General features: G+C 60.1%; 17 protein-coding genes. 5 read left to right on the forward strand and 12 right to left on the reverse strand.

The features are described from left to right. Nucleotides 1-145 precede the first annotated feature (145 nt). Entirely contained in the window at nt 146-436 is a 291-nt protein-coding gene (locus tag OGM60_10000; protein UYI99199.1) for a CDP-alcohol phosphatidyltransferase, read from the reverse strand. Between the two features lie 292 nt (nt 437-728). Here OGM60_10000 and OGM60_10005 point away from each other — a divergent pair, with 292 nt between their 5' ends. Further along, nucleotides 729-1250 (forward strand): nitroreductase family protein, encoded by a 522-nt coding sequence (locus tag OGM60_10005; GenBank protein UYI99200.1) that lies wholly within the window; start codon nt 729-731, stop codon nt 1248-1250. A 148-nt stretch (nt 1251-1398) separates the two neighbouring features. On the opposite strand, the gene OGM60_10010 is transcribed toward OGM60_10005, so the two are convergent. The 3 genes from OGM60_10010 to OGM60_10020 form a co-directional block, all read right to left on the reverse strand. Continuing rightward, complete coding sequence (locus OGM60_10010) at nt 1399-1974, reverse strand: hypothetical protein (GenBank protein UYI99201.1); 576 nt, start codon at nt 1972-1974, stop codon at nt 1399-1401. Between the two features lie 84 nt (nt 1975-2058). Continuing rightward, nucleotides 2059-3276: a hypothetical protein gene (locus OGM60_10015; GenBank protein ID UYI99202.1), complete on the reverse strand. Its 1218-nt coding sequence runs from the start codon at nt 3274-3276 to the stop codon at nt 2059-2061. Nucleotides 3277-3541: 265 nt separating this feature from the next. Further along, nucleotides 3542-4576 (reverse strand): YeiH family protein, encoded by a 1035-nt coding sequence (locus tag OGM60_10020; GenBank protein ID UYI99203.1) that lies wholly within the window; start codon nt 4574-4576, stop codon nt 3542-3544. A 193-nt stretch (nt 4577-4769) separates the two neighbouring features. Here OGM60_10020 and OGM60_10025 point away from each other — a divergent pair, with 193 nt between their 5' ends. Then, nucleotides 4770-5471 carry a GntR family transcriptional regulator gene (locus OGM60_10025; protein UYI99204.1) on the forward strand — a complete coding sequence of 234 codons (702 nt, stop codon included), beginning with the start codon at nt 4770-4772 and terminating at the stop codon, nt 5469-5471. 119 nt (nt 5472-5590) lie between these two features. Here the strand turns inward: OGM60_10025 and glmS are convergent, their stop codons facing one another. From glmS to OGM60_10040, 3 genes are all read right to left on the reverse strand, one after another. Continuing rightward, entirely contained in the window at nt 5591-7438 is a 1848-nt protein-coding gene (gene glmS, locus OGM60_10030; GenBank protein ID UYI99205.1) for a glutamine--fructose-6-phosphate transaminase (isomerizing), read from the reverse strand. A gap of 195 nt (nt 7439-7633) precedes the next feature. Beyond that, on the reverse strand, nt 7634-8281 hold the full coding sequence (locus OGM60_10035) for an amino acid ABC transporter permease (protein ID UYI99206.1): 648 nt from the start codon (nt 8279-8281) through the stop codon (nt 7634-7636). Nucleotides 8282-8314: 33 nt separating this feature from the next. Beyond that, nucleotides 8315-9196, reverse strand: a complete 882-nt coding sequence (locus tag OGM60_10040) for a transporter substrate-binding domain-containing protein (protein UYI99207.1) — start codon at nt 9194-9196, stop codon at nt 8315-8317. A gap of 245 nt (nt 9197-9441) precedes the next feature. Between OGM60_10040 and OGM60_10045 the strand changes: the two genes are divergently transcribed. Continuing rightward, nucleotides 9442-10554: a LacI family transcriptional regulator gene (locus OGM60_10045; GenBank protein UYI99208.1), complete on the forward strand. Its 1113-nt coding sequence runs from the start codon at nt 9442-9444 to the stop codon at nt 10552-10554. Between the two features lie 113 nt (nt 10555-10667). Here OGM60_10045 and OGM60_10050 read toward each other — a convergent pair whose 3' ends face one another. Beyond that, nucleotides 10668-11318 (reverse strand): HAD family phosphatase, encoded by a 651-nt coding sequence (locus tag OGM60_10050; GenBank protein ID UYI99209.1) that lies wholly within the window; start codon nt 11316-11318, stop codon nt 10668-10670. Between the two features lie 167 nt (nt 11319-11485). Between OGM60_10050 and OGM60_10055 the strand changes: the two genes are divergently transcribed. After that, nucleotides 11486-12364: an ATP-dependent sacrificial sulfur transferase LarE gene (locus OGM60_10055; GenBank protein UYI99210.1), complete on the forward strand. Its 879-nt coding sequence runs from the start codon at nt 11486-11488 to the stop codon at nt 12362-12364. A 203-nt stretch (nt 12365-12567) separates the two neighbouring features. Next, entirely contained in the window at nt 12568-13551 is a 984-nt protein-coding gene (locus OGM60_10060) for a DNA/RNA non-specific endonuclease (protein ID UYI99211.1), read from the forward strand. Nucleotides 13552-13680: 129 nt separating this feature from the next. On the opposite strand, the gene OGM60_10065 is transcribed toward OGM60_10060, so the two are convergent. From OGM60_10065 to OGM60_10080, 4 genes are all read right to left on the reverse strand, one after another. Further along, nucleotides 13681-15756, reverse strand: a complete 2076-nt coding sequence (locus OGM60_10065; GenBank protein UYI99212.1) for an elongation factor G — start codon at nt 15754-15756, stop codon at nt 13681-13683. 297 nt (nt 15757-16053) lie between these two features. Beyond that, nucleotides 16054-16803, reverse strand: coding sequence for an amino acid ABC transporter ATP-binding protein (locus tag OGM60_10070; GenBank protein UYJ00184.1), 750 nt, complete (start codon nt 16801-16803; stop codon nt 16054-16056). A gap of 7 nt (nt 16804-16810) precedes the next feature. Continuing rightward, nucleotides 16811-17464, reverse strand: coding sequence for an amino acid ABC transporter permease (locus OGM60_10075; protein ID UYI99213.1), 654 nt, complete (start codon nt 17462-17464; stop codon nt 16811-16813). Then, entirely contained in the window at nt 17464-18324 is an 861-nt protein-coding gene (locus OGM60_10080) for a transporter substrate-binding domain-containing protein (protein UYI99214.1), read from the reverse strand. Before OGM60_10080 ends, OGM60_10075 begins: the two co-directional genes overlap by 1 nt. Between the last annotated feature and the right edge of the window lie 70 nt (nt 18325-18394).

Raw genomic sequence — 18394 nt, forward strand, 5'->3', positions numbered from 1 at the left:
CTAATTGAAGTTTCAGATTAGTCCGAGTTTTGACTATCGTCAAGGGCTTCGTTCGCAGCGCGCAGGCTATACAACATATCGACAAAAAAGACCGCCGGCGCGGGGGCAGCGCCGGCGGTCATGAGAGGAAATCGATTATTTGCTGCTAGGCGGCGACGGCCTCGTAGACCGTAGCGCCCGAGAAGCTATCGTGCAGGCTCTTGCCGCAGATCCAAGGCAGCTCGACGACCTCGCAGACCGTGTTGACCAGCTCGGAGCAGTCAGTAAAGTGGCCCTTATCGTTGAGGGCCTCGCAATCCTGAACACGCCAATAGCCATCGGTGTGCGTGATGTAGTACTCGTGATCATTGATCGACACGAAAGCGCGCGTCTTGGAACGCAGCAGCTTCAGAAATCCTTCGAAATCGGTCTCGACGACATCTCCAGCCTGGAACATGATAGTTACCTCCTGGCCCGGCGCCACCACGGCGCGTTGATAAACGTTGGTGCTTCTTTAGTAAAACCTTTATCAGGGGTTATGCGGGCATCATTTAGGCAAGTGGTAAAAAACCGCAGGGTAGACGGGATAAAACGTTTAACCATCCCATTGGTTTATCACATTCTTGCTGCAGTTTTATGCAGACCCACTTTTCTCATTGGTAGCCAGAGCCATTCGAAGCGCTTCGCGCGATTACGGTCTTGAGCCGACGGGTATGAACGTGGCATCTCAATCAACGTCAGGAGGACTCATGGAGACCATCGAAGCGCTCATCCACCGCCGCAGCTGCCGTAACTATAGCGATCGCCCCGTCGAAGCCGAAAAGCTCGCACGCATTATCGAGGCAGGCCAGTACGCGCCCAGCGGCATGGGACGCCAGCCGGTGACGTTTGTCGCCGTCACCGACCCCGCGACCGTCGAGCGCCTCTCGCAGCTCAACGCCCAGGTTATGGGCAGCGATGGCGATCCCTTCTACGGGGCCAAGACCGTTGTGGTAGTGCTCGTCGACCGCAGCGTGCCCACACATCTGGAAGACGGCTCGCTTGCCATGGGCAACCTGCTCAACGCGGCGTATGCGCTGGGTGTTGATTCGTGCTGGATCCACCGCGCGCACGAGGTCTTCGACTCGCCCGAGGGCCTGGAGCTGCTGGCCAGCTGGGGTCTGCCTGCCGACGGAAGCCTGCGCGGCGTCGGCCACTGCATTCTGGGCTATGCCGAGGGCGCGCTTCCCGAGGCAAAGCCGCGCCGCGACAATGTGGTGTATGCAAGGTAATTAGTTCCGCCGTTCTAACGAACGGCGGACCCGCTGACGCTGCGCGGGCCGCTCGCTGTTGGTGACTGACATCGGGTGCGTCGCTGGTGACATCTGGCACTTGGGCAGCTAAAAGGCCCCATCCCAAATCTGCTGTCCCACTCGAAACTTATCTTGCCGATGGAGTTGTCGTCGCTTCGTTCGTGTGAGTCGTTTCGGCGCCGTCGTCTTGTTCGTCCTCGTCCTTTTGCGCATCGGCGATGGTGGAGGCCGCCGCAACGATACCGCGCTGGGTCGCGACGCCCGTCTGGGTCTGAACGCCCTCGACAACTTCTGTGCCTGCATGCGCGAGCTCGGGCGACTTAAACATTGCGTCCAGATTGGCCCCGCCGCCGGCGTAACCAAGCGCCGCGAGCGCGATGACAATCACCGCAACAACGACCGCGATCGGAACATAGCGATGCCAGCCTGCGGGATTGAGGCCGCTACGGCGAGCAGCGCCACGGCTAATGTAGCCAAGCGTTCCATCGTGCTTGAGCTTTGACCCCACCACACGCTTACGGCCCCACAGCGACGATTCGGCCTGCATGGCCAAGCGAGCGCTTGCCGAAGGATAACCATATTTAGTGCGTTTGAACGAACCGTCGAAGCCCGAGGCGCTTTTGCCCCACGTCCGCGAAGTCGTGCGACGGTTGGCCGGCGCCGCGGGCTTTCGAGCCCGATTTGTTTTTGAAGTCTCCGCCATACGCCCCCGCACGCCGTAACAGAATCGAAACAATGCTGCTTTGGACTGTAGCACACGTACCGCACGCGGTCACGGGAACCTCGCTTAACGGTCGTCGTCCTTCAGCAGGCGCCACAGGGTCGTACGGCTTATGCCTAGCACTTCGGCAGCACGGGTCCTGTTGCCGTGAAGGTGACCTACGACCAACCGCGCGATATCGCGCTCGGTATCGACCAGAGGCCGCAAGATATACAAATCGCTTTCGAGTGTCGGGGCACCAAAGGTCGCGGTCTTGATAACGTCCTCCTGGGCAAGCACCTCTTCTGCCACCGCCCGCTCGGCCGTGCCCGTCCCCACTAATATATAAAGTCGTTCCGAAACCTCGCGCAGCTGTAGATAGTTACGGGGCCATCGATAGGCATCGAGTGTCTTTGCCGCCGCGGACGACAAGGCAGGTGTTGCCGTCTCAAACATATCTGCCAGATACTCCAGATAGCGTGCAACCTTTTCCGACGCGCCGCCCTGCTCGGCAATCGCCGGCGCCACACTCACCGCACAGGCCAGACGCTCGGTTACAAAAGCAGCCTGATCGCTTTCGCCGCCGCCCGGCATATCGTTTGCCGTCAACACCACATGGCAACGAGTTGCGAGCGCCGTGTCGATCATTGCGGACACGAGCTCGCGCAGGCGCTGAGGCCCAACAGCATGCCAGCCGCCCATGCAAAGTGTCAGCCCCGTTTGGAATAGCGGCGATTCGGAACTTTTGAGCAGATGGCGCCAACCGCGATCCGTAAGCTCATCGAGCGCAACGGAAACAAAGGGCTGATCGGCATAGGGTCCATCCAGGTACAAACGTTTTGCAATCTGATCCTGCCCCGCACCCAGCTCGCCCTCGAGCATAAGGGGTACCCCGCGCGCGTAGCTCTCCCGTACGGGGGCAGCGACCGCCGCCGCGTCTTCGACGATGCCGTACGTGCTCGACTCGTAACGAGCCTCGACCTCGTCGGCATTGAGCCACTCGATGCCCGCATGCGGCGCGGCGGCGCGCACCTCATGCGCCACGACCACCCAAAGCGCCCCGTGCTCCTGGGCCGTCGGGCGCACCGTCAAGCTCAACCGCATGCCCTCGCGGCCCATTACCAGGCGCGCTCCATCGCCCACGCGAGCGAGACGCTCGGAAACAAAAGCGGCGACATCCTGCTCGAGCGAAGCGTCGCTCATAGTCGAGATTACAACGCCACCGCGCTCGTCGATTGCCAGCGCCGATGCTCCGGCTGCGGACAATGCCTCGATCAGAATCTGCAGCTTGACATCGCTGTCCATGGTTCGCCCCGTCTCCAGCCACGACCCTTATCTGTGGCTTGGCATCTCAAGTGTTTCAAAATTGAACGATAATGTTCACCAAACACTATAGGGCCTACGGCGCCTTCTTGCGAATATATGAATTGCCCCGCATCGCCATCCTGGCGGGGCGATAAGAGCTCTTCGGGACCTATTAACCTGCGGACAAGCCATACCCGCAAGAGCTCCTATCGCTCCACCGCAGGCATGCGCCCACCAGCAACTAGCACGCAAATAAGCTTCTTCTCTACCAGATTCCCAGCACGTGCTGCATTCCCAAGCTCATGCACGCAATGCCAATCCAGCAGCAAAAGCCCAATGCGATGGGCTTGCCGCCCTTTTTGACCAGCTCGACGATATCGGTATTAAAACCAATAGCCGCCATGGCCATCACAATAAAGAACTTCGACAGTTCCTTGATGGGCGCCGTAATGGACGCGGGAAGCTGAAGCACCGTGGTGATCACGCTCGCCAGCACAAAGAACAGCACAAACATGGGAAACGCGCGTTTAAGCGAGAACGTGCTTTTGGCGTCGCCGCCGGCCTTGCGTGCCAGATGCATCTGCCAGCATGCGAGAACCAACGTGATGGGAATGATGGCCAGCGTCCTGGTGAGCTTGACCACCGTGGCGCTTTCGAGCACATTGGCGCCGGGATGCATGCTGTCCCAAGCGCTCGCCGCAGCCGTTACGGACGAGGTGTCGTTGATGGCGGTGCCGGCAAACAGGCCAAAGCCCTCGTTAGTCAACCCGAGCATGCCGCCGAGCGTCGGAAACACGAGCGCCGCGATAACGTTAAACAGGAAGATGACCGAAATAGCCTGGGCAATCTCGCGATCGTCGGCATCGATGACGGGCGCGGTCGCAGCGATGGCAGAACCGCCGCAAATTGACGAGCCCACACCCACAAGCGTCGCGATCTTGCCCGGCACGTTCATGACGCGGCAGAGCACAAAGGCGATGACAAGCGAGGTCGAGATGGTCGCCACGATAATCGGCAGCGACTGGGCGCCCTTGGACAGAATCTGGGAGAGGTTCATGCCAAAGCCAAGCAGGATAACCGCGTACTGCAAGACTTTTTTAGACGTATAGGTGACACCGGCGGCGAGCTGCTCGCGACGATTCTTGGGAAAGACGAGCGCCAGGACCATGCCAAAGAGGATGGCAAACACCGGCCCGCCGACCACCTCAGCCTGTTTGCCGAGCAACGTCGCGGGGATGGCGATGATCAGGCAGAACAAGACACCCTTCCAGCGCTCGCGTACGATATTCGCCAGTTGCATATGGGATTCCTTCTTTCTATTTCACGTTTGCGACGGCTTATGATACGGCAACATTGGGCACAGCTCTGCGCAAACAAAGACTAAGAAGCCGCAATAGTTCTTGGGCAACAGCCGAATTACCCACCGCGGAGAGCTGATTCGCGGCATAATTAACAGCTGATATATGAGTGTGATAGAACGGTTGTGAGGCACTATGGAAGAATCGATGCACGTCGGCGAGCAGGAAACGAGCCTACAGGACCAGTCCTACCACACCATTCGACGCAAAATCGTCTACCTGGACTACAAGCCGGGCGAAAAGCTAGGCGTCAAGCAGCTTTGCGACGACCTGGATATGGGGCGCACCCCTGTGCGCGAGGCACTGGTGCGCCTGGCGCAAGAGGGCCTGGTGCGCACCGTGCCCCAAAGCGGCACCTATGTCTCGCCCATCAACCTCACCTTTGCCGAGAGCGCCTGCTACATTCGCGAACACCTGGAAAAACAGGTGATTGTGGAGTGCTGCGCCCGTGCCACCTCGGCAGGCATCGAGCAGCTCGACCGAGCCATCGCGCTGCAGGAAAAGGCCATGGCCGAAGAGGATCGCATCGGATTCTTTTTAAGCGACAACCTCATGCACCGCATGATCTTTAGCATCGCGTGCCGCAGCACCGTGTGGTCGTGGCTCGAGGCGACCAATGCCGACCTGGAGCGCTTCCGCTGGCTGCGCGCCGCCACGCAGAGGCTCGACAATCAGGAGATTGTTAACGAGCACAAGCAAATCCACCGCGCCATCGCCGGCCGCGACCCCATCGAGGCGAGCTTTTTGGTCAGCAAGCACCTGCATATGATGTTCCGCAACCAGACCGAGGTCCTGGACCAATATCCCAAGTATTTCGAGACCAGCAAGCTCCGCTAACCTGCCAAAACCACCACAAAGGGGGCAGGCACCTTTGTGGTGGTTTCTCCACACAAAAAGGCCCAGCTCCGTCTGATGACACGGAGCCGGGCCTTAATCGTAAGGATAACGGAACTCGATTATTCGACAGTAACGCTTTTCGCCAGGTTACGAGGCTGGTCAACGTCGCAACCGCGCAGGATGGCCACCTCGCGGGCGAGCAGCTGCAGCGGAACGCTCGCCGTGATGGGGCTGAACACGTCACGGACGGACGGCACGCGAATGATGCAGTCGGCAATCTTGTTGATTTCCTCGTCGCCCTCGGTAGCAACGACGATGACCTTGGCGCCGCGAGCCTTGCACTCCATGAGGTTCGACACCGTCTTATCGTACGTTGCGCTCTTGGTTGCCACCGCGATGACAGGGAAACCCGGATCGATCAGCGCGATGGGGCCGTGCTTCATCTCGCCGGCGGCATATGCCTCGGCATGCAGGTAGCTGACCTCCTTGAGCTTAAGCGCGCCCTCATAAGAAATGGCGGCGCCCATGCCGCGACCCACAAACAGCGCGGACTGCGCGTCCTTGCACACAAGCGCGGCCTCGTGCACGGCCTCGGTCTGCGTATCCAGGATCCACTGGATCTGCTCGGCCGTATCGGAAAGCTCGCGGAACAGCATGCGCGTCTGCTTGGTGGTCAAGCGGTACTTGACCTGCGCCAGCAGCAAGGCCAAAAGCGTGAGGCTCACGACCTGACCGATGAAGCTCTTAGTCGAGGCGACTGCAATCTCCTTGTTGGCCTTGGTGTAGATGACGCCGTCGCTTTCGCGCGCCACCGGGCTGCCCACCACGTTGGTGATGCCAAAGACCTTGGCGCCCTTGATGCGCGCATCGCGAATGGCGGCAAGGGTGTCGGCCGTCTCGCCCGATTGGGACACGGCCACGACGAGCGTCGTCGGCGTGATGATGGGGTTGCGGTAGCGGAACTCGCTAGCCGCCTCAACCTCGGTAGGAATACGAGCCCAGCCCTCAATAAGGTTCTTGGCGATGAGTCCGGCGTGGTAGCTGGTGCCGCAGGCAATCACATATACGCGGTCGATATCGTTGAGTTCCTCGAGCGAAAGGCCCAACTCGTCGATATCGAGCTCACCGGCAGGGGTCATGCGGCCCACCAGCGTGTCGCGCACCACGCGCGGCTGCTCGTGAATCTCCTTGAGCATAAAGTCGGGATAGCCGCCCTTTTCTGCCATGTCCAGGTCCCAGTCGATATGAGTAATCTTGGGCTCAATCACGTTGCCGGCATCGTCGGTATACTCGACGCCCGCAGGCGTGAGCTTGGCAAACTGACCGTCTTCGAGCACCACGACGTCGCGGGTGGCATCGATAAGCGCGATCACGTCGGAGGCAACGTAGGAGCCGGTCTCGCCCACGCCGACTACGATCGGGGAATCCTTGCGGGCAACGGCGATCACGCCGGGCTCGTCGGCGCACACGGCGGCCAAGCCGTAGGCGCCCACCACGTGGGTGCAAGCCTCGCGCACGGAGGCCATCAGGTCGTGCGTGTCGGCATAAGCCTCTTCGATCAGATGCGCGAAGACCTCGGTATCGGTCTCGCTCTTAAAGTGGTGGCCGCGACCCTCCAGCTCTTCGCGCAGCTCGGCGAAGTTCTCAATGATGCCGTTGTGGACGATGGCGATGCGACCGTCGCAGCTGGTGTGGGGATGGGCGTTAACGACCGAAGGCTTGCCGTGAGTGGCCCAGCGGGTATGGCCGATACCGCAGGTAGCATCGCTGTCGATGTTGGAAAGCTCGCTCTCCAGGCCCGCAACCTTGCCCACGCGGCGAATAACATCGAGGTGCGCCGCGGCGCCCTCGCCCACCTCGAGCGCGACGCCCGAGGAGTCATAACCGCGATATTCCATACGCTTAAGGCCCGTGACCAGAATGTTCTTTGCAATATCAGAGCCGGTGTAGCCGACAATTCCGCACATAGGATAAATCCCTTCGCTCGCGTGACTGCAAAACGCCCACGCACGACGGGCGCTGAGACGTATAACGTCCGAGTATTGTACTCACACAAACGCAAGCTGATATACCAGAAGTGGTATCTTAAACTGGATACCACTCGATGCACACACCCTACCACCACAACGGTGACAGGCACCTTTGCGGTGGTTGGCACTCCCCTAGGGACGCAGGCGGCGTTCGAGCCGATTGCCCAGGGCCGTGAGCGCCATAACAATGACGTAGTAGACCACGGCCACCACTAAAAACGGTTCAAAGGCTCGATAGGTGAGCGCCTGCACGCTCTGGGCGGCGCGCATCATATCCATCAGGCCGATGGTTGCCACCAGCGAGGAGCTCTTGAGGACCGTGATCACTTCGTTGACCAGAGCAGGGGCAATCGAGCGCATCGCCTGCGGAACGATGATCTTGCGCATCATGGGAACATAGCGAAGCCCGATGGCCCGAGCGGCATCGTACTGCCCCCGGTCAACGCCCTCGATACCACCGCGCACCGTCTCGGACACCGTCGCTGAGCCGTTGAGCCCCAGCGTAATGGCACCGGCGGCAAACATCGAAATTTTGAAGCCCGTGAGCTGCGGCGTCGCAAAGTACGCCAAAAAAAGCAACACGATGAGCGGCACGCCGCGAAAGATAGAGGTGTAGAAGTTGAGCACCGCACGCAACGGGCGACAGGGCAAAACCTTGAGCACGGCAATGAGAAAGCCCAGGACGAGTGCTATGGCCAGCGCGGCGGTCGTCACCTGACAGGTCACGACCAGGCCGCTCATAAACATCGGTATATATGGTTCTAGCAGTTCAAACTTCATCAGCATGCCCTTGGCGCGCGCCTCCCCGGCTCGCTATTTTCCGGCAACCGTCGACGTACCGGAAGCGGAATAGTCGCCGTTCCACATGAAGTCGGCGCCCACATACTGCTTGATGCAGTCATCGATGGTGCCGTCCTCGAGCATCTCGCCGACGCATTCGTCAAGCGCCGCGACAAATCCGGCACCCTTCTTGGCCATCAGGCGGTACACGCCCACGTGATCGCTCGTCTCGGAGCGATCGAGCAGGCCCAGTACCAGGCCCTCATTCGCATCGCGCATGGACTGGCCCTCGGCGCCGTCACACAGGTAGGCATCGATGCGCCCGGCGAGCACCTCTTGCAGGCACTGGTCACCACCGTCGTACGTGTGAATATCAGCATCGGGCATGACCTTGGCGATGAACTTGTTCTGCACGGTACCGGTGGTGCAGGCGATAGACTTGCCGGCGAGGTCCTCAACGCGCTTGACGGGATCGCCGCCGAGCGTGAGAACGCCCACAAGCGGCTGATAGTAGCCGCGCGTGAAGTCATAGGTCTGCTCGCGCTCTTCATTGGAGCTCATCGCCATGGTAAAGGCCTTGTCATCGCTCTGCACCGATGCAAGCGTGGCGGCAAAGTCCTGCGGCTCAAAGTCGTAAGAAAAGCCCAAGCGCGAGGCCATCTCGTCAGCGATAGCGATGTCCAGGCCGACAACCTTCTGCTTGCCGTCCGACTGCGTCTCCAGATAGCGATAGGGCGCAAAGGCATCGTCGCCCACAAAGGTGAGCTTGGCGCCCTTGATATCGTCGCCCGCAACCGCGGCAGAACCGGCGGCAGAGCCCTTGTCAGCGCCACTGCCAGCGCAACCGCTCGCCGCAACCATTGCAGCACCGGCGATCAAACCCAGGAAATCACGACGAGAAACAGCGCGAGTCATACCAAAGCCTTTCAATCTACGTTCAAAGCGGCTTCCATTGTAGACACTCCACCGTTTAACGCGCAGCCCAGCCGCGCCAAAACCACCACAAAGGGGGACAGGCACCTTTGTGTGGTCTGGACTCCGGTGTTTGCCCAGATAAAACCTGCCAAAATAAACCTGCCCCTAATTGGTAGGTTTTGACACCCTGGGAACGGGCGATGCTACAATCTGACTCGTACTTGAAACGCATCAAAGGGGCCGCTATGGCAAAGGTAAAAATCAGCGACGTCGCGCGCGAGGCAGGAGTCTCGCTGGGCACGGTATCCAACGCGCTCAACCACCCCGAAAAGCTGCGCCCCGAGACCCTCAAGCTCATCAACGAGACCATCAATCGCCTTGGCTACCTGCCCAACCAAAGTGCTCGTCAGCTCGCGGGCGGCGCCACCAAGTCCTTTGGCCTGGTCCTCCCCCGTCTCGACCATGGCTTCTCGCTCCAAATTGCCAGCGGCGCCCATAACGAGGCCCGCAAGCACGGCTATGACCTGCTCATCGCCAACGCCGATAACGACGACATCCTCGAGGACCACTACCTGCGCTATTTTATGGGCACGCAGATGTCCGGCGTCATGGTTCAGCCTATGGCGTCCCCCGATTGGCACCCCGCAATGACCAAGATGCCCGTGCCGATCGTCCATCTGGACATCCACTGCCCCGAACCCGGTTACTACGTGGCCGTCGACAACGAGGCGCAAGGGCGCATTATCGCCGAGCTCGCCATCACCCGCGGCGCGCGCCATATCACCGTTGTGGGCAGAGCGGCATTTATGCAGCTCACCCTGCGCGTACTTGGCATTCATAAGGCCCTCGTCCTGCATCCCGATATCAAAATTGAGGTCATTGACGCCGGAGAATGGAATACCGCTGCCGATGGTTACAGCATCGGCGCTCAGATTGCCGAGCGCTCTACCGGCGAGCGTCCCGATTTTGTCATCGGCCTTACCGATGTATTGGCCTCGGGCGTTATCTCGGCGTTGACCGACAAAGGCATCTCCGTCCCCGAACAGGTTCGTGTGGCCGGCTGCGACGGCAACCCGCTTGCATGGAGCGGGTCGGTCCCCCTCACCACGGTGGCACCGCCGGGTTACGAAATTGGCCGCAAGGGTGTCCAGCTGCTCATGGAGCAAATCGAGAACAAGGCGCCGGCAAAAACCAAACGCGTCCGTATCGGCTCCGCCGCACGCACCGTCACCGCGGTCACAGCCGCCGAGGACATCAACCGTCAGGAACTCGTGCGGCCGTTCCTCTTGGAGCGCGCCAGTACCCAGGCGAGCAGCCAAGCCGAAGCCACCGCCATCAACCTCGGCGCGTATCTATAGCACGTCGGCCAGTATGCCAAAACGCCGCTCAAGCAAAAGAGGCCCGACCATTGCCGGACCTCTTTTGCTTGAGCGCAAAGACGGCCAATTGCTCGTTTCAGCTCCGCAATTGTCTAGCGCACGGCCTTGACCGCCGCCGTCAGATCGAACAACGTATCGAGCACGGCCTCGCAGCCATCCACCACGTCCTGCGGCAGCGGCACGATATCGGGAACGGCAAAGACATGGCAGCCGGCCGTGATGCCCGAGACGCAGCCGTTGCGCGAATCCTCGACCACGGCACACTCCTCGGGAGCGAAGCCCGCGCGCTCGCAGGCAAGCAGGTACATCTCAGGGTTGGGCTTGCCGTGCACGACGTCCTCGCCACAGGTCACCGTCTCAAACTTGTCAAAAAGACCGACCATCTTAAGGTTGCGCTCGGCCGTAGCGAGGCGCGACGACGTCGCAAGGCCCACGTGATAGCCCGCAGCCAGCAGCTCGTCTAGGCACTCGGCGGCACCGGCCTTAAGCTCCAGTTCGGTCTTGACCATCTCGTCGCGAATCTCCTTGTGGCGGACATAGACCGCCTCGGTGGTTTCGTGGCTGCCGTAATGCTTATCAAGGATGTCCATGACATCGGGCAGCGTGCGACCGATAAACTGATGGATCAGCGCTTCATCAATCGCGACCCCCAGCTCGGCAGCGCCCGCCTTCCATGCCTTGATGCCCAAACGCTCGGTATCGACCAGCGTTCCGTCCATGTCAAAAATAACAGCCTTGATCATATCGATCCCCTCACCGGATTGCATTACTGCCACTCTAGCGCACTTTACAAACTTGTATATAACGTATATAGCATATTGCACTTTCGTTACATAAGCGGAAGTCTTATGACAGGCAGCCCGGTAGGATTATAGTTTTCGACCGAGTACTCAATGGTAAGGATCGTTTCATGCTTTCAGACACTACTGCACCTGCAGAGGAGCTTCAGGACAAACTCACGACGCTCGAGCAGCTGCTTTTGGCATACGGGCGCGTGGCTATCGGGTTTTCCGGCGGCGTTGACAGCAGCTTTTTGGCCGCCGTATGCGCCCGCGTCATGCCTACCAATACCCTCCTCGTCCATCTCACCACGCCGCTCATCGGCACGCCCGAGCAGGCTTCGTTTGAGCAGTCCGTTGATGGGCAGGCCAATGAGGGGCCGCATTTTAAGCTCCCCGTGCTCAATCTTTCGGTGGATCAGCTGCAGCTCCCCCAAGTAGGCTGCAACGATGCTAATCGCTGCTACCACTGCAAGCACGCCGGCTTTACCGCCATCGTCAACCACGCCAAGTCGCTCGGCTTTCCCACCGTCATCGATGGCAGCAATGCAAGCGATCGCGGTGACTACCGCCCCGGCATGCGTGCGGCAGAAGAGCTCGGCGTACGCTCACCCCTTATGGAGGTCGGCTTTACCAAGGACGAAGAGCGCGAGCTGCTGCGCGCATGGGGCTATCCCGTTTGGAACCTGCCGGCGGGAGCATGTCTTGCCACCCGCGTCCCCACGGGCGAGGAGCTTACGCGCGAGAAGGTCGATTTAATCCGCGCCTGCGAGGATTACCTGCACGATCTTGATCTGGCACAGGTACGCGCGCGCTTAATCGGCGGCTGCATGCATATCGAGGCCGCACCCGCAGATGTCGCCAAGATTGCTGCCCTCGGTGGCAACGCCGTCGATGCCGAGGGCAAAACCCCGCTGCCCGCCGCCATCGAGTCCGCGCTGCGCGAGCTGGGCTGCGACCATATCTCCCCCGAGGTCACCCCCTACATTCACGGCAACATGAACCAGTAACCTGCCAAAAAGGGACAGATTTATTTTGGCAGGTTTTATCTGGGGAAACGCCAGACAGCCCCATATACACAACCGCCGCAGCTCCATATGAGGCAAATGAATCAGCAGCGTCTATTCCAAATCTTGAGTATTTGTTCGGCGGGACGGCCTCTGCCGGCTCCTGCTAGACTGGTAGATTCCCAACCGTCCATCCAGGAGCCTCAATGTCGCGCAAGTCCGCTTACAAGCAAGTGCTTTCCATCGGCACCGCCGTGGTGCTGGGGTTTGCGCTGTTCACAGGGTCGCTCGACGGAGCGCCCAAGCTGTTGTCGCCGCAAAGCGATGAGCAGGCAGCGGCTCTGGCCGAAAAACAAAGCGAGAGTCCCAGCCGCACCGACGACGAGGCAGACCTGGTCGCTCGACTCGAATCGGGAACAGCGAGCTCCTCGGTCTCTCAAAATAGCCAAGACTCTGGCGATGACTCAGATTCCGCCGCGAGCGACACCGATGACGACGCCTCCGCGGACAGTGCCGCCACCCCTATCGACGAGGTCGAAAACCCCGATCTCGACCGCGCCCGCGGCGTATACCTCAGCAGTATTCCCGACTACGCGGGTAACCCCTATGTTGCCCTGCGCGCCGATAGCACGCACCCGCTCGGCACACCATCATTCACGCTCGATGAATACGAGCGCGCCACAGAAGAGGGCTGCTTTAAGAAGTTCTCCAAGCTCGACAGCTTGGGCCGCACCCGTAAAGCGCTCGCCTGCGTGGGCCCCGAATCGCTCGGTCAAGGCGAGCGCGGCGATATCTCGCGCATCCACCCCGCCGGCTGGCACCAGCAGCGCTACGACTTTATTCCGGGCCAGAGCCTCTATAACCGCTGCCACCTTATCGCCTGGTCGCTCTGCGGCGAAACCGCCAACCGCAAAAATCTCCTCACCGGCACGCGCTATCTCAACGAGACGGGCATGCTGCCGTTTGAAGAGCAGATCCTCGGCTACATCCGCGACACGGGCAACCACGTGCTCTATCGCGTCACGCCCATGTATAACGAGGAGGAGCTTGTCTGCCGTGGCGTGCGCCTTGAGGCGCAATCGGTCGAGGACCACGGCAAGACCCTCTGCTTCCACGTATATTGCTACAACCTGCAGCCGCATGTGCAGATCGACTACGCCACCGGCCGCAATCAGGCCTCGGGAGACTAGGGCCGACCGCGCCTCCCGTAACCAAAAAAATGATCCGTTTTCCTCCGTCCCCAAGGGATCAAATAAGGCCGCCCCGGTTACCCAGGGCGGCCTTTTCGTCAGCACCTACATTGCAGGCAACGCCACACGCTACTTGGCGCGACCCTCCTCATAGCGCTCGACCAGCTTGGCCTGAACGTCATAAGGCACCTGCTCGTAGCCGGCGGGCTTCATGGTAAAGTCGCCCGTGCCGCGCGTGATGGAGCGCAGACGCGTCGAATAATCCGTCAGCTCGGCCAGCGGCGCCTGGGCAATAACAACGGTGTCGCCGCGTTCATCGGTCTCCATGCCCGTCACGCGACCGCGCGAGGCCGAGATATCGCCCATCACGGCGCCGGCGTAGCTCTCGGGGATGGTCACCGTGATTTCCTCGATGGGCTCCAGCACCACCGGGTCGGCATCGGCGCATGCCTTGCGCAGGCCGATGCGAGCCGCCGCGCGGAACGCCATCTCGTTGGAGTCGACGCTGTGATACGAGCCGTCGTACACAGCCACGCGGATGCCAGTAAGCGGGTAGCCGGCAATAATGCCGTCCTTCATGGTCTCCTGAACGCCCTTGTCCACGGCGGGAATGAGCGAACGCGGAATGCGACCGCCCACGACCTCGTCTACAAACTCATAGCCATCGCTCGTGCCGTCGGGCCCAATGAGTGGCTCAACGCGCAGCCAGCAGTCGCCATACTGACCGGCACCGCCAGTCTGCTTCTTGTGGCGACCCTGGGCACTTGCCGTGCGGCGAATGGTCTCGCGATACGGAATACGGATCGGCACGCTCTTGGCCACGACCTTGGTGCGATCCTCAAGGCGATTGAGCAGGACCGAAACCTGCGCCTCACCCACGGCGGAGATGATAGTCTGGCCGGTCTCCTCGTCACGATCGATGCTCATGGTCGGATCGGCCTTGCACGCCTTCTCGATAAACGTGTATAGCTTCTCCTCGTCACCGCGGTTCTCGGCCTCGATGGCGATGCGGTACTGCGAGTTGGGGAACTTAAACGCCGCAGCCTCGACCTTGCCGGTAATCGAGAGTGTATCGCCCGTCTCGGCCGCCAGCTTGGGCGCCACGATGATATCGCCGGCATAAGCGTGGCCGACCTCGGTCATGTCACGGCCGCACATCACATACAGGTGGGCCAGACGCTCACCCTTGCGCGTGCGCGCATTGACCAGCTCAAGGCCCGGCTCAAGCGTACCCGTCAGCACCTTGATAAAGCTGATGCGACCCTGTTGCGGATCGGCCAAGGTCTTAAACACAAATGCCACCGGGCGGTCATCGTCACTCGAGATCTTAAGCGAATCGCCGTCGATGAGCGGCATCTCGCCGTAGTCCGTCGGCGCCGGGAAGTACGTGGCGATATCGTCCATCAGCGAGTTGACGCCCTGCTCTTTAATGCAATCGCCCGCAAAGACCGGCACAAAGATGCGCTCGGCGATCGCCTTCGACAGCAGGCCTTCAAGCTCCTCCTGCGTCAGTGTCTCCTCGCCTTCCAAGTACTTCATCATCAGTTCGTCGTCAGCCTCGGCCACCAGCTCGCACAGATGGTCATGGGCTTCCTCGGCCTGGGCACGATACTCCTCGGGAATCTCCGACTCAACGGCTTCAGTGCCGTTGCAATGGCGTGCCTTCATGCGCACCAGATCGATGATGCCGTCGAAGTCCTCGCCCTCGCCCCAGGGAAGGGTCACGGCGCCCAGGCGCATACCAAAGCGCTCCTGCAGCAGATTCATCGTGGTCGCAAAGCTGGCCTCAGAGCGCGACAGGCGGTTTACGAACACCGCACGCGCCAGACGCAGGTCCTCGGCGGCATACCAGAGCTTAACCGTCGTAGGCTGTGGGCCGGCCTCGGCATCGACCACAAACAGAGCCGTCTCGCAGACGCTCATCGCGGCAAAGGCGTCGCCGATAAAATCGGGATAGCACGGGGCATCGAGCACATTGATGCGCGCGCCCTTCCAGTCGATCGGCGCAATGGTCGTCGAGATGGAAAATGCACGCTTGACCTCCTCGGGGTCATAGTCGAGCGTGGGCTTGGTGCCGTCGTGGCCGCCCAGGCGGGCGGTCTTGCCAGAAAGGTGGAGCATGGCCTCGGCGAGTGAGGTCTTGCCCACCCCGCCTTGGCCTACGAGCACCACGTTCCTTACGTTACCGGTCTTGGGAGCACCCATGATGACCTCCTTGCAGGGCCGCGCGCAATGCGCGACGCCAACGGGGAGAGTTCGCGGTCGGTGCCATCCCGGGAGCAGCATGGTCGGCAGCCGAGCCGACTCACCCTCCAAATGTCCTATGCCACCACCCTACCCTCACGGGCGACCGTCCATGCATACCTTTCGGCGCACGTATGAATACAGGCGGCGAGAGGAAGAAGAGCGCATGCGAGGCGATTATTAAACCCCATCGATACAAATAAAAGCCGCCGCAGACCATAAGACCTGCGGCGGCTTTTTCTCAATATATAGCTGAGCCTAGCCCTCGATACGGCTCAAGAACTCACGGGTACGTTGCTCACGCGGGTGATCGATAACCTGCTCGGCAGGACCCTCCTCGACAATGCGACCGCCGTCCATAAAGACCACGCGGTCGGCAACATCGCGCGCAAATTGCATTGCGTGGGTCACGATCACCATCGTCATATTCTGCGCGGCAAGGTCTTTAATGACACGCAGCACCTCGGCCGTTAGCTCGGGATCGAGCGCCGAAGTCGGCTCGTCAAAGAACAAGATCTCCGGGTCGAGCGCCAAGGCGCGGGCGATACTCACACGCTGTTGCTGACCACCCGAAAGCTCACATGGCACCTTGTTCTCGTTGCCCGTAAGCCCCATCTGCGCGATCAACTCACGCGCACGCGCTTCGGCCTGCTCGCGCGGACGCTTGAGTACGCGAACCGGAGCGTCGGTGATGTTTTTCATCACCGTATAGTGCGGGAACAGATTGTAGTTCTGAAACACCAGACCAAACCGCGAGCGCGCCTGTTTAGGCACATCGCCCTTTGCGTACACCGCGCCCGAACCCGCATCCGTCGCGACGGCAAGGTCGCCAAACGAAAGCGAGCCACCGTCGAGCGTCTCGAGCAGCGTGGCGCAGCGCAGCAGCGTGGACTTACCGCCACCCGAAGGCCCGATAATCGCCACAACCTCGCCACGCTTTACCTCGAGTGAGATATCCTTGAGCACCTTATTGCCGCCAAACGCCTTGCGCGCGTTCGCTATATTCATTACCGAATTAATCATGGTAGTAATCCAATTTTTTCTCGGCGGCGCCCAGCAGCATCTCGACCACAAAGTTAAAGACCCAGTAGATCAGCGCCGCAATCGCAAACGGCACCATGCTCACCTGCGAGGCAACCAGCGCCTTGGCGGTCGAGAACATCTCACCCACGCCAATGGCAAACGCCAGCGACGTGTCCTTGACCAGCGTGATGATCTCGTTGCCCATCGCCGGCAGAATACGCTTGGCGACCTGCGGCATCACGATATACAGAAACGTCTGCGTGCGCGAATAGCCCAGCACCTCGGCGGCCTCATATTGACCGCGCGGAATCGACTGCAAGCCCGAGCGATAGATCTCGGCAAAGTAGCCGGCGTAGTTGATGATGAACGCCACAACGCACGCCGTCCATTTGGAATCGGGCGTGAGCGAGATGCCGAACACGTAATACGGGGCAAAGTAGATGGCAAACATCTGCAGCATGAGCGGCGTACCGCGCATGACCGAAATGTAGATGCGCGCAATCCAGCGCAGCGGCGCGACCTTGCTCATGCGCATAAACGCCACGGGAATTCCCAGGGGAATCGACCCGAGCAGCGTCAGCACAAACAGCTGCAAACTGACCAAGAATCCCTGGCCAAGCATCTGCATCATGACTTGGATAGACATTATTTCAAAACCCAGTTGTCGAAGGATAGACCGTAATCTGCATATTTATCACACAGGTCCTTGACCGTGCCGTCCTCATAGAGTGCCTTGAGCGACTCGGTCACGGCATCGGCCGACTTGGTGTCGCCCTTCTTAAAGCCGACGGCGTAGTGCTCGCTGGACAGCGGCTCATCAAGCTGTGTATAGGCATCGGGCTTGGCGGCAAGCTGATACTGGGCAATCGAGAGGTCACAGGCGACGGCATCGACTGCACCACTCTCGAGCTGCATAAACGCCGTGTTGTACTCACCGATGGTATCGAGCGTGGCAAACGTCGCGGCCAAATCCTTCTGGTCGCCCTCGAGCACATCCTGTGCAGCGGAATCAGTCTGGGTAATCACGGTCTTGCCGGCAAGATCGTCCCAGCTCTTGATGCCTGCATCCTTCTTTACCACCAGCACCTGCTCGTTGAGCATGTACGGCTCGGAGAACGTGTAGTCGTCCTCGCGGCCCTCCATGGTAAAGCCGTTCCAGATACAGTTGATGGCGCCCGAGTTGAGCAGCGTATCCTTGGCATCCCAGTCGATGGCCTCGTATTTGACCTCCCAGCCCTGCTTATCGGCAACAGCCTTGGCCAAATCGAGATCAAAGCCGGTGTACTCGCCATCGTCGCCCACAAAACCATACGGAGGATAGGACTTATCAAAGCCCACCACGAGCTTCTTGGACTCCGCAGCGCCCTTCACATCCTTGGCCGCGGCAGAGCCAGCGGCGGAGCCCTTGCCGGCGCCACCGCCGCAACCGACAAGACCAAGGCCAAGCACCGTGGCGAGCGAGCCGGCTAGACCAACAAACTGACGACGAGACATATCGGTGTTCATGGTATTCCCCCTTGATGACACTTTAGTTAGGTAAAGTGAGTCATGTAACGTTCAGAATCATACACTTTAG

It is taken from the genome of Coriobacteriaceae bacterium (genome assembly GCA_025757745.1).
Lineage (GTDB): Bacteria > Actinomycetota > Coriobacteriia > Coriobacteriales > Coriobacteriaceae > Collinsella.

Excerpts from the sequence above, each read along its gene's own strand:
- OGM60_10070 (UYJ00184.1), bottom strand. The coding sequence starts at position 16,803 with ATGAATATAGCGAACGCGCGCAAGGCGTTTGGCGGCAATAAGGTGCTC.
- OGM60_10045 (UYI99208.1), top strand. The coding sequence starts at position 9,442 with ATGGCAAAGGTAAAAATCAGCGACGTCGCGCGCGAGGCAGGAGTCTCG.
- OGM60_10055 (UYI99210.1), top strand. The coding sequence starts at position 11,486 with ATGCTTTCAGACACTACTGCACCTGCAGAGGAGCTTCAGGACAAACTC.
- OGM60_10010 (UYI99201.1), bottom strand. The coding sequence starts at position 1,974 with ATGGCGGAGACTTCAAAAACAAATCGGGCTCGAAAGCCCGCGGCGCCG.
- OGM60_10035 (UYI99206.1), bottom strand. The coding sequence starts at position 8,281 with ATGAAGTTTGAACTGCTAGAACCATATATACCGATGTTTATGAGCGGC.
- OGM60_10080 (UYI99214.1), bottom strand. The coding sequence starts at position 18,324 with ATGAACACCGATATGTCTCGTCGTCAGTTTGTTGGTCTAGCCGGCTCG.
- OGM60_10000 (UYI99199.1), bottom strand. The coding sequence starts at position 436 with ATGTTCCAGGCTGGAGATGTCGTCGAGACCGATTTCGAAGGATTTCTG.
- OGM60_10005 (UYI99200.1), top strand. The coding sequence starts at position 729 with ATGGAGACCATCGAAGCGCTCATCCACCGCCGCAGCTGCCGTAACTAT.
- OGM60_10040 (UYI99207.1), bottom strand. The coding sequence starts at position 9,196 with ATGACTCGCGCTGTTTCTCGTCGTGATTTCCTGGGTTTGATCGCCGGT.
- OGM60_10015 (UYI99202.1), bottom strand. The coding sequence starts at position 3,276 with ATGGACAGCGATGTCAAGCTGCAGATTCTGATCGAGGCATTGTCCGCA.
- OGM60_10050 (UYI99209.1), bottom strand. The coding sequence starts at position 11,318 with ATGATCAAGGCTGTTATTTTTGACATGGACGGAACGCTGGTCGATACC.
- OGM60_10025 (UYI99204.1), top strand. The coding sequence starts at position 4,770 with ATGGAAGAATCGATGCACGTCGGCGAGCAGGAAACGAGCCTACAGGAC.
- OGM60_10020 (UYI99203.1), bottom strand. The coding sequence starts at position 4,576 with ATGCAACTGGCGAATATCGTACGCGAGCGCTGGAAGGGTGTCTTGTTC.
- OGM60_10060 (UYI99211.1), top strand. The coding sequence starts at position 12,568 with ATGTCGCGCAAGTCCGCTTACAAGCAAGTGCTTTCCATCGGCACCGCC.
- glmS (UYI99205.1), bottom strand. The coding sequence starts at position 7,438 with ATGTGCGGAATTGTCGGCTACACCGGCTCTGATATTGCAAAGAACATT.
- OGM60_10075 (UYI99213.1), bottom strand. The coding sequence starts at position 17,464 with ATGTCTATCCAAGTCATGATGCAGATGCTTGGCCAGGGATTCTTGGTC.
- OGM60_10065 (UYI99212.1), bottom strand. The coding sequence starts at position 15,756 with ATGGGTGCTCCCAAGACCGGTAACGTAAGGAACGTGGTGCTCGTAGGC.